Source organism: Roseateles sp. FW305-36, assembly GCF_058787015.1.
Map to the genome: position 1 here is coordinate 57,864 of NZ_JBYSZK010000018.1, position 14,946 is coordinate 72,809.

At 69.7% G+C, this 14,946-nt stretch carries 15 protein-coding genes; 5 read left to right on the forward strand and 10 right to left on the reverse strand.

The features are described from left to right. Nucleotides 1-55: 55 nt before the first annotated feature. From AC3WOE_RS25945 to AC3WOE_RS25955, 3 genes are read right to left on the reverse strand one after another with little or no spacing between them, the layout of a single operon-like run. Nucleotides 56-1,075, reverse strand: coding sequence for a M48 family metallopeptidase (locus tag AC3WOE_RS25945; protein ID WP_492694607.1), 1,020 nt, complete (start codon nt 1,073-1,075; stop codon nt 56-58). After that, nucleotides 1,075-2,199, reverse strand: a complete 1,125-nt coding sequence (locus AC3WOE_RS25950) for a YjgN family protein (protein ID WP_492694609.1) — start codon at nt 2,197-2,199, stop codon at nt 1,075-1,077. The genes AC3WOE_RS25945 and AC3WOE_RS25950 overlap by 1 nt, the downstream gene beginning before the upstream one ends. 2 nt (nt 2,200-2,201) lie before the next feature. Continuing rightward, complete coding sequence (locus tag AC3WOE_RS25955; protein WP_492694611.1) at nt 2,202-3,383, reverse strand: YjgN family protein; 1,182 nt, start codon at nt 3,381-3,383, stop codon at nt 2,202-2,204. 200 nt (nt 3,384-3,583) lie between these two features. Between AC3WOE_RS25955 and AC3WOE_RS25960 the strand changes: the two genes are divergently transcribed. After that, a complete protein-coding gene (locus AC3WOE_RS25960; RefSeq protein ID WP_492694612.1) occupies nt 3,584-4,234 on the forward strand; it encodes a glutathione S-transferase family protein in 651 nt (216 codons plus the stop codon). 28 nt (nt 4,235-4,262) lie between these two features. Here the strand turns inward: AC3WOE_RS25960 and AC3WOE_RS25965 are convergent, their stop codons facing one another. Both AC3WOE_RS25965 and AC3WOE_RS25970 read right to left on the reverse strand, forming a co-directional pair. Continuing rightward, nucleotides 4,263-4,910: a response regulator gene (locus AC3WOE_RS25965; RefSeq protein WP_492694614.1), complete on the reverse strand. Its 648-nt coding sequence runs from the start codon at nt 4,908-4,910 to the stop codon at nt 4,263-4,265. Between the two features lie 361 nt (nt 4,911-5,271). Beyond that, nucleotides 5,272-6,930, reverse strand: coding sequence for an FMN-binding glutamate synthase family protein (locus AC3WOE_RS25970; protein ID WP_492694616.1), 1,659 nt, complete (start codon nt 6,928-6,930; stop codon nt 5,272-5,274). Nucleotides 6,931-7,015: 85 nt separating this feature from the next. On the opposite strand from AC3WOE_RS25970, the gene sppA reads away from it, so the two are divergent. Continuing rightward, on the forward strand, nt 7,016-8,884 hold the full coding sequence (gene sppA / locus AC3WOE_RS25975; protein ID WP_492694618.1) for a signal peptide peptidase SppA: 1,869 nt from the start codon (nt 7,016-7,018) through the stop codon (nt 8,882-8,884). 1 nt (nt 8,885) lies between these two features. On the opposite strand, the gene AC3WOE_RS25980 is transcribed toward sppA, so the two are convergent. Together AC3WOE_RS25980 and AC3WOE_RS25985 are read right to left on the reverse strand one after the other, a co-directional pair. Continuing rightward, nucleotides 8,886-9,275 carry a nuclear transport factor 2 family protein gene (locus AC3WOE_RS25980; protein WP_492694620.1) on the reverse strand — a complete coding sequence of 130 codons (390 nt, stop codon included), beginning with the start codon at nt 9,273-9,275 and terminating at the stop codon, nt 8,886-8,888. Nucleotides 9,276-9,454: 179 nt separating this feature from the next. Further along, nucleotides 9,455-10,075, reverse strand: coding sequence for a glutathione S-transferase (locus AC3WOE_RS25985; protein ID WP_492694622.1), 621 nt, complete (start codon nt 10,073-10,075; stop codon nt 9,455-9,457). A gap of 54 nt (nt 10,076-10,129) precedes the next feature. On the opposite strand from AC3WOE_RS25985, the gene AC3WOE_RS25990 reads away from it, so the two are divergent. From AC3WOE_RS25990 to AC3WOE_RS26000, 3 genes are all read left to right on the forward strand, one after another. After that, complete coding sequence (locus tag AC3WOE_RS25990) at nt 10,130-10,606, forward strand: hypothetical protein (RefSeq protein WP_492694624.1); 477 nt, start codon at nt 10,130-10,132, stop codon at nt 10,604-10,606. Further along, a complete protein-coding gene (locus tag AC3WOE_RS25995) occupies nt 10,606-12,090 on the forward strand; it encodes a hypothetical protein (RefSeq protein ID WP_492694626.1) in 1,485 nt (494 codons plus the stop codon). Before AC3WOE_RS25990 ends, AC3WOE_RS25995 begins: the two co-directional genes overlap by 1 nt. A gap of 73 nt (nt 12,091-12,163) precedes the next feature. Beyond that, nucleotides 12,164-12,649 carry a hypothetical protein gene (locus tag AC3WOE_RS26000; protein WP_492694628.1) on the forward strand — a complete coding sequence of 162 codons (486 nt, stop codon included), beginning with the start codon at nt 12,164-12,166 and terminating at the stop codon, nt 12,647-12,649. A gap of 12 nt (nt 12,650-12,661) precedes the next feature. Here the strand turns inward: AC3WOE_RS26000 and AC3WOE_RS26005 are convergent, their stop codons facing one another. The 3 genes from AC3WOE_RS26005 to AC3WOE_RS26015 are packed head-to-tail and all read right to left on the reverse strand — an operon-like array spanning nt 12,662 to nt 14,891. Further along, on the reverse strand, nt 12,662-12,964 hold the full coding sequence (locus AC3WOE_RS26005; RefSeq protein WP_492694629.1) for a putative quinol monooxygenase: 303 nt from the start codon (nt 12,962-12,964) through the stop codon (nt 12,662-12,664). 14 nt (nt 12,965-12,978) lie between these two features. Continuing rightward, entirely contained in the window at nt 12,979-14,361 is a 1,383-nt protein-coding gene (locus tag AC3WOE_RS26010; RefSeq protein ID WP_492694631.1) for an amidase, read from the reverse strand. Further along, a complete protein-coding gene (locus AC3WOE_RS26015) occupies nt 14,358-14,891 on the reverse strand; it encodes a peroxiredoxin (RefSeq protein ID WP_492694633.1) in 534 nt (177 codons plus the stop codon). The genes AC3WOE_RS26010 and AC3WOE_RS26015 overlap by 4 nt, the downstream gene beginning before the upstream one ends. Nucleotides 14,892-14,946 lie beyond the last annotated feature (55 nt).

Genomic DNA, 14,946 nt, shown 5'->3' on the forward strand with positions numbered 1-14,946 from the left:
TCTTCCCTTCCTCCCCCCCCCCCCCCCCCCCCCCCCCCCCCCCCCCCCCTCCGCTTCAACGCTCGCTGAAGAAACGCACCCGCTCTTCGTCAGCCGGATGCGTGGCAATCGCGATGGCCACAGGGTTGTTGTCCACCGTCGCCTTGTGCTGCTCGGCCAGGCGCTCGAAGAAGACGGCCATGCGCGAGGTGTCGACGCCGCCGGCCCGCGCCAGGCTGCGGCCGTAGAGGTCGGCCTCGCGTTCGTTGTCGCGCGAATAGGCGTTGCCGGCCAGCACGGCGGGCGCCGAGGCCAGCAGGGTCGAGAAGTCGCCGACGATGACCGAGGCCACGATGCTGACGGCGCCGGCGTGCAGCATCAGCCGCAGGCCGTGGCGATGCTGCACATGGCCGATCTCGTGGGCCAGCACCGTCATCACCGCATCGGGTTCGTCGGCCAGCAGCTCCAGCAAGTCGTCGGTGATGACGATGTCGCCGCCCGGCAGGGCGAAGGCATTCGGGCCCAGGGCCTTGCCGCCGTCGCGGAAGTGGATCTCGAAGCGCTCGGGCAGGGGCACGGCATGGCCGGCGCGGGCGATGACCTCGTCCCAGCGCCGGCGCCAGGCCCGCTGCTGCTCCGGCTTGAGCCGGCTGGGCTTGAGCCACTGGTCGTCCAGGCCGTCCAGCACATGCTCGCCCAGCGTCCGCTCGGCCGACCGCGGCATGGCGTCCACCGCCTTGTCCACGGCCCAGGGCAGGCCCCAGCGGTAGGCGGCCGCCAGGCCGGCGACCAGCAGCAGCAGCGACAGCAGGGCCAGCCGCCAGCTCTGCTGCCACTGCACGACGACGCTGTCGCCGCGGCCCGAAGCCTGGCACCAGGCGTCGAAGGCCGTGCCATCGGCAAAGCTCAGCAGGCCGCCGCCGGGCAGCAGGATCTGGCGCTGGCCATGGCGCTGGCGCTCGGGCCAGGTCAGGGTGGACAGGGCCGCGCTGTGTTCGCCGTAATGCAGGCTGGCCCCGTCCAGCCAGACCTCCACGGGCCGGGCACGCGCGCTGCGGCCGTCGAACCAGTCGGCATGCAGGCGCGGGCCGGTCATCACAGGCCCAGATCGATGCCGAAGAAGTCGCCGGCGAAGTCGCCCGCGGCCTCGGCGCTCAGTGCCGCCTCGTCACCCGTCCAGGCGTCCATGTCGGCCGTGGTCTCCAGGGTCACGGCCTGCAGGCGCAGGCGCGCCGTCGCGATGGCGGCAAAGGGACGGTAGAGGCTGAGCGTGACGATCACGAGCAGCCAGTTCTTCAGCGTCAGCTTGGCCAGGGTCATGGTGTCCAGCGCGCTGAGGAAGCGGATGTCGTTGCTGGACGTCTGCGTCCAGGCCATGTTCTGCAGGCCGGCCGTGAAGATGGACGACGTGATCACATAGGCCAACAGATACAGCAGGCCCAGGCCGACCATGAAGAACCAGCTGTCGCCACCGCGCAGGGACGGCAGCAGCACGGCAAAACCGATGCCGACCAGGATAGCCACGAGGCCGCCCGCGAGGCCGGCCCGGAAGCTCAGGCCCCAGACCTGCGACGGTTGCAGCGTCGTGCGCGCCTGCTGATGCGCATAGCGGTAGTGGTTGTGCTGGTAGCGCTTGGCCAGGCCCAGCGTCCACGGCACCATGAAGTTGAAGACGATGGCGGCCAGGCCAGCCAGGCCCATGGCGGCGAAGCCTCCCTGTTCCGGCAGGATCACCATCAGCATCAGCGGAACGGCCGCCGGCAGAAAGGCCTTGTAGGCATCGGCGACGCTGCCCGAGAAGCCCAAGCGCAGGCCGCGCCAGCTGGTGTGCGTCAGCCGGAAGCGCATGCCGGCCCGCCACAGCGGCGGCCACAGCAGCACCAGGGCCACGAAGGCCACTGCGCTCAGCGTGGTCGAGACCGCGCCCAGGCCGACGTAGAGGCCGAACAGCACGACCAGCAGCATGAAGCCCTTGAACATCTTCCACGGGTCGCCATGAAAGCTCAGGGCCTGTCCATCGATCAGGGTGTTGGCATAGAAGTAGCGGATGCGCCTGGCCTTGGCGAAGGGCAGGTACAAGCCCAGCGTCACCAGCGTGAGCAGCATGTTGACGGCCCAGATGCGAAAGTACTCGCTGCCCGAACCGGTGAAGCGGATCTCCAGCGTGCGCGGGACGGCAGCGGGGGCGGTGAAGCTGGGTTCGAGGCGTGCGTCGTCCATGCTCACAGGCCCATGTCGATGCCGAAGAAGTCACCGGCGATGTCGCCGGTCGCGTCCGCATGTCCGGCATGGGCCGCGGCGACCCAGTCGGCCGGGTCTTCGCTGCTCTGGACATAGACCGCCTCCAGCCGCAGGCGGGCCGTCGACACGGCGGCGAAGGGCCGGTACAGCCCGAGGGTCAACGCCGTCAGCAGCCAGTTCTTCAGCGTCAGGCCGAACAGGGCCGAGAAGCGCAGCGTGCTGCGGAACTTCAACGCCTCGCTGCTGGTGCCGTTCCAGGCCAGGTTCTGCATGCGCGTCGCGCCATAAGGCATGACGACGGCGAAGTACAGCAGATAGCCCAGCAGCAGGCCGATGGTCATGAAGGCGATGCTCGCGATCCGTCCGCCGCCGCCGACCGCGGCGCCCACGGCGCCGATGACGGCCACCAGCACGCCGGCACCGATCATCGGCAGCAGCGAAACGCCAAAGGTCTTCAGGGCCAGCAGATAGACCTTGGCCACCGACAGCTTCACGCGGCTGTGCTGGCCGGCGATGCGATAACCGTTGTGCTGGTAGCGCTTGAACAGGGTCAGCGACCAGGGCGCGAACAGCATCATGCTCAGGGCACCGACCGCGTACAGCGCCATGCCGGGCGTGAAGCCGCTGGCGGCCTTGAGGGTCTCGGGGTCCAGCGAGGTGGCACCGCCCACCAGGGCAATGGCCGGCAGATAGCTGGGCGCGCAGCTCAGATAGGCGCCCGCCAGCGTGCCGTCGAAGCGCATGCGCAGGCCGCGCCAGCTGGTGTTGCCGAGGCGGAACTGCAGCGAGGCCCGCCACAGTGCCGGCCAGACGGCGCACAGGATCAGGAAGGCGACGAAGGCGGCCGTGGTCGAGAAACGCCCCGCGCCGCTGTAGACCGCCATCAGCAGCACCAGCAACAGGAAGCCGCGGAACATCTTCCAGGCGTCGCCATGGAAGCTCAGCGCCTGGCCGTCGACCAGGGTGTTGGCATAGAAGTAGCGGATGCGCCGGGCCTTGGCGAAGGGCAGGTACAGGCCCAGCGTGACGAGGATGAGCAGCAGGTTGACCGACCAGATGCGGAAATACTCGCTGCCCGAACCCGTGAAGCGGATTTCGAGGACACGCGGCGCGGGCGGCTGCGCCGGAATAGCCGCGGCGAGGGCGGCGTCAGGTTCTTGCATGGAAAGGGATCTCCCTGGAGTCAGCCACCGTCTACCGCAGTGGGCCGGCCGACACTCTGGCGGCCGGCGGCCGGGCTGGCAACCCCCGCGTGAGGTGGCTGTGTACCGGAGCCGACAGGCCTTTTTCACGGCCGAATCGCCATGGGGCGCTGGCTAGAATCGTTTCGACTTGTGATCTCCGTGTTTGCCCTATGACCGCGATGAAGTTGATCGGATCTCTCGCCAGCCCCTATGTGCGCAAGGTGCGCATCGTGATGGCCGAGAAGAAGCTCGATTACCAGTTGGTGCTTGAAGATGTCTGGGGCAGCGACGCCATCCTGAAGATGAATCCGCTCGGCAAGGTGCCCTGCCTCGTCATGGAAGGCCAGGACTCCATCACCGGTGCCGTCTTCGACTCGCGCGTCATCGTCGAATACGTCGACACCCTGTCACCTGTCGGCAAGCTCATTCCCGAGCGTGGCCGTGAGCGCTGCGAAGTGCGCACCTGGGAGGCCCTGGCCGACGGCATCGTCGACGCCGCCATCCTCGTGCGCCTGGAGCGCACCTGGGCCCAGCGCCCGCCGGAGCAGCGCAACCAGGCCTGGATCGACCGCCACCTGACCAAGGTCACCGCCGCCCTGGCCGCCATGAGCCAGGGCCTGGGCGAGAAGCCCTGGTGCTCGGGCAACCACTTCTCGCTGGCCGACATCGCCGTGGGCTGTGCCCTGGGCTGGCTGGAGTTCCGCTTCCCTGAGATCAACTGGCGCGAGGCGCACCCGAATCTGGCGCGCCACATGGACAAGCTGTCGCAGCGCCAGAGCTTCATCGACAGCGCACCGACGGCCCAGCCGCCGGTGGCCGTGCCGGCCTGAGGGCCCGTTAGCGCTACGGCAACGGGCCCTAAGCGATCAGCAGCTCTCTCGATCGAACGTGCAGCAGGCGCACCAGGCGCCAGATGCGCCGTTCGATCTCGGCGACTTCCAGCTTCCACAGCGTCGCGATCTCGGCCAACAGCAGGCCCTGGGCCAGCAGCGTCAGCAGATGGCGGCTGGCCTGGTCGATCTGGCGGCCGGCGGGCGTGGCGTCCAGCGGCGCGGCGGCCTGGCGGGCGATGGTCAGCGGGCTGCGCTCGATGCCGAAGGCCGCCAGGCCCTGACGCGCGAGTTGGGGACTGAGGGCCGCACGGCGCTCGTGCAATCGCGCCAGGGCTTCCACCAGGCCGGCGCCGCTGCCGTCGTCGACGTGATAGGCATTGGCACCCGCGCTGAGGGCCGCAAACAGCTGCAGATCGTCGGCCGTCGGCGTCAGCAGCAGCAGTTGGGGGCGCACCGGCAGGCGGCCGAGTTCATGGGCGACCCGCATCGCATGGCTGTCGACCAGGCGCAGGTCGCTGGCGACGATGTCGGGCGCCAGCGCAGCGATCTCGTCCAGCGCATCGGCCAGCACGGTGCTGCTGCCGGCCAGTTCGATGCCCTGGGCCTGCAGCAGCAGCGAGCGGGTGCGCTGCAGCGCGGTCTCGCTGAGACGGAGAAGGTAGACGGTGGGCATGGCGCAGGGATGTAACCGCCCGTGATTGTGCGCGTTTTGGCCGCCGCCCCCCTAATTTGCAGTCGCCACCCCCCGCAAGCACGCGCCCCTCGTCCAAGGAGTACCTTGGCCGGTCTTGCAGACCGCGCAGCCGACAAAGCGGCCGCTCTTCGGCAGGCACGGCAAGTCCGCAGGACTTGCCGTGTCCGGCCTCAGCCCCCGAGGGGACGGCGATGCTTGCCGGCTCGACCGGCAAGCACATCGCCAGAGCGGGCCGGCTAGGTGAACTGGAGTCGGACACAAACAGTCCCTGCGGACTGTTTGTGCCTACGGAAGGCCGCGGGCCTCTGGCCCGTGGCAGGCCCGTCGCTCGGCCCGAAATTCACACGACAGAAGTACGTTCGATGCTGCCCTGGGGCGAAAAACTGTGGGCGCTGGCCAGCGGCCAGTAGATGCGGAAGGTGTTGTGCGGCAGTTCGCCGCGCAGCACGGCGCCGGGCTCGACGAAGGGCAGCAGATTGGCCAGCAGCCTCACCTCGTGCTTGTCCAGCCGGTGCACGATGTGCTGGGCCGTGATCTCCTGCGGGTGGCACAGGCCCGCGGCCTCGACCAGCTCCTTCAGCGCCTTCAGCGTGTTCTGGTGGAAGTTGGCGACGCGCTGGGCCTTGTCGGGCACGACGATGGCGCGCTGGCGGTGCGGGTCCTGCGTCGTCACGCCCGTCGGGCAGTGGCCGGTGTGGCAGGCCTGGGCCTGGATGCAGCCCAGCGCGAACATGAAGCCGCGCGCCGAGTTGCACCAGTCGGCGCCCAGGGCCATCAGGCGCACGATGTCGAAGGCCGTCGTGACCTTGCCGGCGCAGCCGATCTTGATCTTGTCGCGCAGGTTCAGGCCGAGCAGGGTGTTGTGCACCAGCAGCAGGCCTTCCTGCAGCGGGGCGCCGACGTTGTTGGTGAACTCGAGCGGCGCCGCCCCGGTGCCGCCCTCGGCGCCGTCGACGACGATGAAGTCGGGCGTGATGCCCGTCTCCAGCATGGCCTTGGTCAGCGCGAACCATTCCCAGGGATGGCCGATGCAGAGCTTGAAGCCGGTGGGCTTGCCGCCGGACAGGGTGCGCAGCTTCTCGATGAACTGCATCATCTCGACCGGCGTCGAGAAGGCGCTGTGGCGGGCCGGCGAGATGCAGGCCTGGCCCACCGGCACGCCACGGGCCGCGGCGATTTCCTCGGTCACCTTGGGGCCCGGCAGCACGCCGCCATGGCCGGGCTTGGCGCCCTGGCTCAACTTCAGCTCGATCATCTTGACCTGCGGGTCGCGCGCACTGGCCTCGAACTTCTCGGCGCTGAACGAGCCATCGTCATTGCGGCAGCCGAAATAACCCGAGCCGATCTCCCAGATCAGGTCGCCGCCATGGACGCGGTGGTGCGCGCTGATCGAGCCCTCGCCGGTGTCGTGGGCGAAGCCGCCGATCTTGGCGCCCTTGTTCAGCGACAGGATGGCGTTGGCGCTGAGCGCGCCGAAGCTCATCGCCGAGATGTTGAAGACGCTGGCCGAATAGGGTTGGGGCCGAGAGGCGCCGATGGTGATGCGGAAGTCGTGGCTGGTCAGATGCGTCGGGGCCAGCGAGTGGTTGATCCATTCATAGCCGCGCGCGCCGACGTCCAGCTGGGTGCCGAAGGGGCGCTGGTCGGGGTCGCCCTTGGCACGCTGGTAGACGATGGAGCGCTGGGCGCGCGAGAAGGGCGCGGCGTCGTTGTCGCCCTCCAGGAAGTACTGGCGGATCTCGGGCCGGATGAACTCCAGCAGGAAGCGCAGATGCCCGATGACCGGGTAGTTGCGCAGAATGGAATGACGCGTCTGGCGCGAGTCGCGCAGCCCCAGCAGCGCCAGCGCGAGGAAGACCAGCGTCAGCACGCCGTCGGTCAAGCCGCCCATCCAGCCGATGGCGAAGAACAGAGCCAGCAGGCCGCACAGCATCCACGTCAGATATCGCAGCGGGAAATGTTCGTTGATGCGTCTCGTCCAGCCGGGCCAAGCAAGCATGAGGTGTCCTCACAAACCGTGACTTGCAGAGCTTAAGGCCGCCGCCCCTCACAATCGCCCGCATCAACCCTCAAGGTAGCTGTCGATGAAGTCCTTTTTCTCCACGCTCGGCTGGCTGTTCTCCAAGGCCTGGTGGCTGCTGGACGGCACGCGCCGCGCGCTGATGAACCTGCTGGTGTTGCTGCTCATCATCATCTTCGTCATCGCCGTGATGACGCGCGGCCCCAAGCCGCTGAGCGACAAGACCACCCTGGTCCTCAAGCTCGACGGCAATCTCGTCGAGCAGTTCTCCGGCAGCCCGCGCGAGCAGCTGACGGCCCAGGCCCAGGGCCGCAGCGTGCCGCACCAGACGCGCCTGCGCGACGTGCTGGCCGTGCTCGACCAGGCCGGGCGGGACGACAAGATCAGCGCCGTGCTGCTCGACGTCGAGGAACTGCAGGGCGCCGGCCTGGCCGGCCTGCACGAGGTGAGCGCGGCCCTGCAAACCTTCAAGAAGAGCGGCAAGCCGGTCTACGCCTACGCCGACAGCTACAGCCAGCGCGGCTACTTCCTGGCCGCCCAGGCCAACGAGGCCTATCTGCACCCCATGGGCATGGTCGGCATCGAGGGCTTCGGCCGCTACCGCACCTATTACAAGGACGCCCTGGACCGCATCGGCGTGTCGCCCAATGTCCTCAAGGTCGGCACCTACAAGAGCTTTGCCGAGCCCTACACCGCCAACGGTCCCAGCGCGGCGACGCAGGAGGCCGAAGGATTGGTCTACGGCGAGCTGTGGAGCGGCTTCACCGGCAGCATCGAGACCGCCCGCAAGCTCGAGGCCGGCAGCGTCGCCAAGAGCATCAACGAGCTGCCTGCCCTGCTCGCCGCGGCCCAGAACGACCCGGCCAAGCTGGCCCTGCAGGCCAAGCTGGTCGATGGCCTGAAGACGCGTGACGAGATGCGCGCGCTGCTGATCGCCAAGGGCGCCAAGGACGACGAGAGCAAGAGCTTCCGCCAGGTGTCCGCAAATCAGTACATGGCCTATGTGAAGGAGGCCGGCACGCCCAACAAACTGCAGCCGGGCATCGGCATCGTCGTGGCCGAGGGCGAGATCGTCGACGGCGACGCCGGCCCGGGCCGCATCGGCGGCGACTCCACCGCCCGCCTGATCCGCAAGGCCCGCGAGGACGACGCCATCAAGGCCCTGGTGCTGCGCGTGAACTCGCCCGGCGGCAGCGCCTTCGCCTCCGAGATCGTGCGCCGCGAGCTGGAGCTGACGCGCCAGGCCGGCAAGCCCGTCGTCGTGTCCATGGGCGACGTGGCGGCCTCGGGCGGCTACTGGATCTCCATGGCCAGCGACGCCGTCATCGCCGACCCCGGCACCATCACCGGCAGCATCGGCGTGTTCGGCATGCTGCCGACGGCCGAGGGCCTGATGGACAAGCTGTCCCTGCACACCGGCGGCGTCACGACGACCTGGCTGGCCGGCGGCTACGACCCGCGCCGTCCGCTGGACCCGCGCCTGAAGGCCGCGGTCCAGGCCAGCATCGACAACATCTACGGCCGCTTCACCACCCTCGCCGCCCAGGCGCGCAAGAGCACGCCGGAAAAGATCGATGCCGTGGCCCAGGGCCGCATATGGACCGGCAACCAGGCACTGGCGCGCGGCCTGGTCGATCGACTGGGCAGCTTCGCCGACGCCGTGCAGACCGCCGTGCAGCTGGCCAAGCTCGAGGTCAAGGCCGGCGAGAAGCCGCGCCTGGCCTATGTGGAGCGCGACCTCAGCCGCAGCGAGCGCCTGCTGGCCTCGCTGACCGACACGCTGGCGCCGTCCATCGCCACTTCGCTCGGCCTGGACGCCCTGCCGGCGCCGGTGCGCGAGGAACTGGCCCTGCTGAAGGAACTGTCGCAGTTCTCCGCCCGCGGCCAGTGGGACAAGGCCGCCGCGGTGCACTGCCTGTGCGGGATTCCCTGACCTACTGCTGCATCTTCGCCAGCAGCTCGGCCATCTTCTGCTGCACGGCCTGGATGGCCTTCAGGGGCCGGATCATGACCTTGAAGTCGGTGATCTGGCCCGCGTCGTTCCAGCGGATCAGGTCGACGCCGTTGACGGCCACGCCGTCCAGCGCCAGCTCGAACTCCAGCAGCGCATCGCGCTCGCCGCGGATCTCGCGCACATAGCGGAAGCTGTCATTGCCCAGGATCATCAGCGCCGCGCCGAGGTATTGCGACGCCAGCGGCTTGCCGCGCTGAGGCGTGTGCACGACGGGCGAGTGGAAGACGACGTCGTCGGCCAGCAGGGCCGAAAGCGCGCGCGGGTTGCGGGCCTTGGCCAGTTCGTGCCAGGCGTCGATGGGATGGGTCATACCTGTTGTCCATGGTTAATAGTTGAATCGGAGTTTCGGGCCGAGCGCCGGGCCGCTCCCTAGCCGGCCCGCGCTGGCGATGTGCTTGCGGCTCGATGCCGCAAGCATCGCCGTCCCCTCGGGGGACCGACCAGACTCGCTCGCGTTCAACGACGCGAGGCTGGGCGAGGGGCTTCAATTCAAGGCCAGTGACGTTGAAAGACGGAGGCGACTTCCGGATGTTGCTCCACGCGCAGCAGCTGGGCATGAAAGCTCGGCCTGTCGGCCTGCAGCATAGGGCGCGCGCCCGACCATTTGGACACCACCGTCGCCAACAGCTCCAGCGCACCCGGCGATCCGGCGTCGAAGCCGATCTCGAACTGGTCGGCGAACAGCCGCCAGTGCTCGTGCAGGCGGGCGCGCGTGCCGGCCCGGATCTGCGCCTTCATCGCGTCGTCGCAGGGCTCGCACCAGCGCTCGGGGTAGTCGATGACGCTGATGGCCGCATAGCAGTTGGCCGCCACATAGACCAGGCCGCGGATGGCGCGCGCGCGGTCGCTGGCGTCGGCCGGCAACAGCAGCCCCGGCGGCGCCGTCAGGCCCAGATGGATGAGGATGGCCGCGCTTTCCGTCAACACCGTGCCGTCGGCCAGCACCAGGGTCGGAATTTGCCCCAGCGGATTCACCTTCAACAACTCGTCCCGCCCGGGGCCGGGGCTCCAGGACGCCGCGTCCACACCCGTGTAGGCCAGGCCCGCCCGCAGCAGCGCAGCCTCGACAGCCGCCGAACCCGAGCCCTTGGTGCCGTACAAGGTCAACATTGCCATGACTCCTTCATTGAGCGTGTCCTCGAGCGTGCAAAATGGTCTCACATCATGAGCACCGGCCCCGCTCTTCCCCCCTCCCGCCATCCGGTCGTCAAGCCCAGCTTCGGCCGCGTCAGCGTGGGAGTGCATGGCCGGGTCATGGTGTCGGTGGCCGAAGGCCCCTTCGATGCACCGCTGATGGCCGCCGTCAAGCGCGCCATCGCGCTGGCCGGCAAGCGCCTGCCGGCGGACCGCCGCTTCGGCGACCTGCTGGAGATCCGCGGCAGCCTGCAGATGAACTCCGACGCGCTGGCTGAACTGCGTGCCAGCATCGACGCCTTCGGTTCGCGCGGCATCGTCGCCGTGTCCACCGTCTTCCTCGTGCGCCCCGGCATCCCGGGCATCGAGCGCCTGCCGGCCTTGATGGACATCTGGCGCGCCAGCCGCCCGGTGCGCCGGGCCGACAACTTCGACTCCGCCTGGGCCCTGGTCAATGCCGACCTGACCGCGGCCGGCCTGCCCACGCAGCCACCTCCCGCGCGCTGATGACGGAAGCCCTCGGCCTGCAATGGCCCCTGGATGCCAAGGGCAGGCGCTCCACCGGAGCGCCGGGGCAGCGCATCGTGGCTGCCGCCCTGCGCGAGCTGGATGCCGCGGCCGCCGGCGCCGTCATCGCGGAGCGCGACTGGCGCCATGCCTACCCCGCACACTGGCTCGCGCTGGTGCAGGCCCAGGCGGCGCGGCCCGTCGGCGTGGTCGCATCCGCGCGTGCTGGCCTGGCCGCGGCCTGGAGTGAACTCCCCTTTTTGCGCAGCGGCAAGTCGCAGACTCTGCTGGAGGCGATGCGCGCGCCGCGGCGTCGCTTGCTGAGCCTGGAACTGCGCGGCAGCGGTGATGCGGCACCGGCGCCCTGGACCGTGCCCCACCAGGGCCGCGAGTTGTCTGGCGACGCCCTGGCCCGCCAGATCGACCGCTGGGAAAAGGCCGGCGTCTGCGAGGCGGCCCATGCGAGCGCCCTGCGCGACTGCCTCGCCCATCCCGAGTGGTTCGACCTGTCCGACCAGCACCTCGTGCTGCTCGGTGCGGGCAGCGAAGCCGGGCCGCTGACCTGGCTCGCGAAATGGCGGGCCCACCTCGTCGGCATCGACCTGGCCCGTGCCGCCAGCTGGAAGCGCATCGCCGCCACGGTCGCCGCCGGCAACGCCACGCTGACCGCGCCGGTCGCCCAGGGCCAGCCGCTGGACGTCGCCCATGCCGGCGCCGACCTGCTGGCCGAAACGCCCGAGATCGCGGCCTGGCTGGCGTCGCTGGGCACAACCAGCTCGAACGGGCTGTCCGTCGCCAACCTCGCCTACCTGGACGGCGAGCGCCATGTGCGGGTGTCGCTGGCCATGGACGCCATCAGCGCCACGCTGTGCGAAGCCGATGCCCGCACCCAGCTCGCCTACATGGCCACGCCGACCGACGTCTTCGCCGTGCCCGAGGAACTGGCCCGTGACGTGATGCGTCGCTACGCCGAGCGCGGTGTCGTCAAGAAGCTGGCCCAGTTCGGCGCCCGCCTCTCCAGCGGCGGCCGCGGCTTTGCGCCGCATATGGAGGCCCTCGTCGACGCCGGCGATTTCGGCCGCTGGGGCCTGGTGGACGCCCTTGTCGTCGAGCAGGGTCCGAACTACGCGCTGGCCAAGCGGCTGCAGCAATGGCGGGCCCTGGTGGCGCGCGCCGAGGGCCATCGCATCGCCTTCAATGTCGCGCCCAGCACCACGACCGCGTCGGTGGTCTCCAACCCGCTGTTGGCGGCGGGCTTTCGCGGCGCCAAGGCCTTCGGCGTCGAGGTCTTCGCGCCGGCGACGACGAATGCGCTGATGGCCGCGATGTGGGTGCACCAGCTGCGCACACCGGCGCGCGACTTCGCCCATCCTCTCAAGCTGCTGGTGCACAGCGCCAACCACGGCGGCCTGTGGCGCCTGCCCTACAGGCCGCGCTCGGTGCTGCCAATGGCGGCGCTGCTGGGGTTTGTCAAGCGGGCCTGAGGGCCCGCGGGTCAAGCGGCGGTAAGCTCGGCAAAAGGGGCCGGTTGCAGAATCTGCAGGGCACCCGACGCCCATGAACGCCCCGGACACCACCCCGCTTTACGAGCAGCCCGACGCTCACGGCTTCGGCCGCGTGACGGTGGGCTTCCTGGGCCGGGTCATGCACTACATCGCCCAGGGGCCGTTCGACGCGACGCTGATGGCCGCCGCCAAGCGCGGCACCAACATCGCCGGGGAACGCATCCCGGCGGACCGGCGCTACGTCAGCCTGATGGAATTCCGCCGGCCGCTGGGCCTGGACGACGAAGGCATGCGCGAATTCAAGGAGACGGTCGGCGGCTTCGTGGATCGCCGGACGGTGCCCCTGGCCACCATCCTGCTCGTCGCGCCGGGCGACGAAGACGCCCCCATGGTGCTCGACATGGCGGCCGTCTACCGGCTGAGCCGCCCCTGCCTGGTCTGCACGGACGTCGCCGCTGCCTGGGCCGAAGTCAACCGCGTGCTGCGCGAGGCCGGGCTGCCGGAGCAGCCGTTGCCTCCGAGCATCGGGCGGGCTTGACGGCCCGCCTCCTCAGCCCGCCGGGTTGAGGGCTGCGGCCTCGTAGATCTCCAGCCCCGGCAGCTCGGTCGCCATGCCGGCCAATGCCTTGCCGAAGGCGCGCGAGGCCGGCACGCGAAAGTGGACCTGCAGGGCCGCCATGTCGCTCCACTTCTCGACGAAGACGAGACGCAGCGGGTTCTCGCTGTCGCGGTGCACGGCATGCGCAATGCAGCCGGGCTCGGCGCGCGAACGCTCGACATGCTCCTGGCTGAGCTTCAGCACTTCGTCGAAGTGCTCGGGGCGGGCGGTCACATGGCCGAGGACAAGGATCATGAAAGTGGGCTCCGTCAAAAGGGCCAGGGACGCTGGGCGGGGCGCAGCTGTTCCCACACGGCACCCAGGGCCAGCACGCCGGCGTCGTCGAAGCGACGGCCGATGATCTGCAGACCGATGGGCAAGCCGCCCGCCGTGTAGCCCGCATTGATGGACAGGGCCGGCTGCTCGCTCATGTTGCAGGGCAGGGTGAAGGCGATGTGCTCGAAGGGCCGCGTGGGGTCGTGCAGCGGGCTGGCGAGATGGGCCGGGTAGGCCGGCATGGGCGCCACCGGCGACAACACGAAATCAAACGGCTCACAGGCGGCATTGGCCGCCTCGCGCAGCGCCTGCATCTGGCTGTAGCCGCGGAAGACCGTGCCGCCGTCATAGCCGGCCGCGGGCGCGACCCAGTCGAGGATATAGGGCAGGACCTTGGCACGGCGCTCCGGCGCCAGGGCCGAGATGTCCAGCCACGACCGCATGCGCCAGAAGCGGTCGATGCCATCGGCCATCTCGCGCGTCGTGAAGGGCGGCAGCGGTTCGACGATGGCACCGGCTTGTTCGAAGGCCCGCGCGGCGGCCGTGACGGCGGCGGCCACCTCGGGCTGCACGGCGTCGCCCCAGCCGGCGTCCATCAGCAAACCGATGCGCAGGCCGCGCGGTTGGAGCGGCCGCGGCGCCGCGCCGGAAGGCGGCAGCTGAGTCGGGTCACGGGCGTCGGGCTGGGCCAGCACGGCCAGCATCAACGCGGCGTCTGCCACCGTACGCGTCAGCGGCCCGGCGACGCGGCCGGCATAGCCCGGCTTGATGGGCACGCGACCATGGCTGGGCTTGAGGCCGACCAGGCCACACCAGCCGGCCGGCAGGCGGATGGAGCCGCCGATGTCGGTGCCCAGGTGCAGCGGCCCATAGCCAGCCGCGCCCGCGGCAGCGGCGCCTGCGCTGGAGCCGCCCGGCGTCATGGCCATGTCCCAGGGGTTGCGCGCCGGCTCGGAGTAAAGGCTGGACAGGCCCGAACTCAGCATGCCGTAGTCGGGCATGGTGGTGCGCGCCCAGGCAATGGCGCCCGCCTCACGCAGCCGCGCGGCCGGCGGTGCCTCGAAGTCGGCCACCGCATCGTCGGCCGTGGCGGCAGTGCCCACGCGATAGCTCGCGCCCGGCACGGCGATGTTTTCCTTCAACGTGACGGGCACGCCGTCCAGCGCCAGCGCGGTGCCGGCACGCCAGCGACCTTCGCTGTCACGGGCCGCCGCCAGCGCACCCTCGGCGTCGACCGCGCACAGCGCATGCAGCTCGCCCTCGCGCCGGCCGGCCTGCTCGAGCACGGCCCGCATGACGTCGACGGGCGACAACTCGCCCGAGCGATAGGCCGCCAGCAGCGCGGCCGCATCCAGGGCGTGGAGGCCGGTGGTCACTTCTTGAACTTCTCGGCGGCCTTCAACATCGCGTCGATGTGGCCGTCGGGGTTCATGCTGGCATGCACGGCGGCGATCTTGCCGTCCGGCGCGATCAGGAAGGAGACGCGGTCGGCCATGGTGCCGGGCACCATCTTCAGCGCGACGTCATAGTCCTTGATGACCTTGCCGCCGGCATCGGCCGCGACGGCGAACTTGTTGCGGCAGGCCTCGACGCTGAACTTCTTCAGCGTGTCGATGTCGTCGTTGGACATGCCAATGACGGTGGTGTTGAGGGCCTTGAACTTGTCGGTCGCCTCGGCGAACTGGTGGGCCTCGACGGTGCAGCCGCTGGTGAAGGCCTTGGGATAGAAATACACCACCACCGGGCCCTGCTTGAGGGCCTCGGCCAGCTTGAACTTGAAGGCCTGGCCCCCGACGGCGGCGTCGGCGCTGAAGTCCGGGGCCGGTGCGCCGACCTTGAGGGCGGCATGGGCCGCGCAGGGAATCAGCAGGGCGGCGGACAGGGCGGTGAACAGGCGTCGTGACATGGCAGGCCTCGTTGGTGAGGCCCGCAGGATAGCCAAGCCGCAAAGGCCTGGTATC

Excerpts from the sequence above, each read along its gene's own strand:
- AC3WOE_RS25945 (WP_492694607.1), bottom strand. The coding sequence starts at position 1,075 with ATGACCGGCCCGCGCCTGCATGCCGACTGGTTCGACGGCCGCAGCGCG.
- AC3WOE_RS25950 (WP_492694609.1), bottom strand. The coding sequence starts at position 2,199 with ATGGACGACGCACGCCTCGAACCCAGCTTCACCGCCCCCGCTGCCGTC.
- AC3WOE_RS25955 (WP_492694611.1), bottom strand. The coding sequence starts at position 3,383 with ATGCAAGAACCTGACGCCGCCCTCGCCGCGGCTATTCCGGCGCAGCCG.
- AC3WOE_RS25960 (WP_492694612.1), top strand. The coding sequence starts at position 3,584 with ATGAAGTTGATCGGATCTCTCGCCAGCCCCTATGTGCGCAAGGTGCGC.
- AC3WOE_RS25965 (WP_492694614.1), bottom strand. The coding sequence starts at position 4,910 with ATGCCCACCGTCTACCTTCTCCGTCTCAGCGAGACCGCGCTGCAGCGC.
- AC3WOE_RS25970 (WP_492694616.1), bottom strand. The coding sequence starts at position 6,930 with ATGCTTGCTTGGCCCGGCTGGACGAGACGCATCAACGAACATTTCCCG.
- sppA (WP_492694618.1), top strand. The coding sequence starts at position 7,016 with ATGAAGTCCTTTTTCTCCACGCTCGGCTGGCTGTTCTCCAAGGCCTGG.
- AC3WOE_RS25980 (WP_492694620.1), bottom strand. The coding sequence starts at position 9,275 with ATGACCCATCCCATCGACGCCTGGCACGAACTGGCCAAGGCCCGCAAC.
- AC3WOE_RS25985 (WP_492694622.1), bottom strand. The coding sequence starts at position 10,075 with ATGTTGACCTTGTACGGCACCAAGGGCTCGGGTTCGGCGGCTGTCGAG.
- AC3WOE_RS25990 (WP_492694624.1), top strand. The coding sequence starts at position 10,130 with ATGAGCACCGGCCCCGCTCTTCCCCCCTCCCGCCATCCGGTCGTCAAG.
- AC3WOE_RS25995 (WP_492694626.1), top strand. The coding sequence starts at position 10,606 with ATGACGGAAGCCCTCGGCCTGCAATGGCCCCTGGATGCCAAGGGCAGG.
- AC3WOE_RS26000 (WP_492694628.1), top strand. The coding sequence starts at position 12,164 with ATGAACGCCCCGGACACCACCCCGCTTTACGAGCAGCCCGACGCTCAC.
- AC3WOE_RS26005 (WP_492694629.1), bottom strand. The coding sequence starts at position 12,964 with ATGATCCTTGTCCTCGGCCATGTGACCGCCCGCCCCGAGCACTTCGAC.
- AC3WOE_RS26015 (WP_492694633.1), bottom strand. The coding sequence starts at position 14,891 with ATGTCACGACGCCTGTTCACCGCCCTGTCCGCCGCCCTGCTGATTCCC.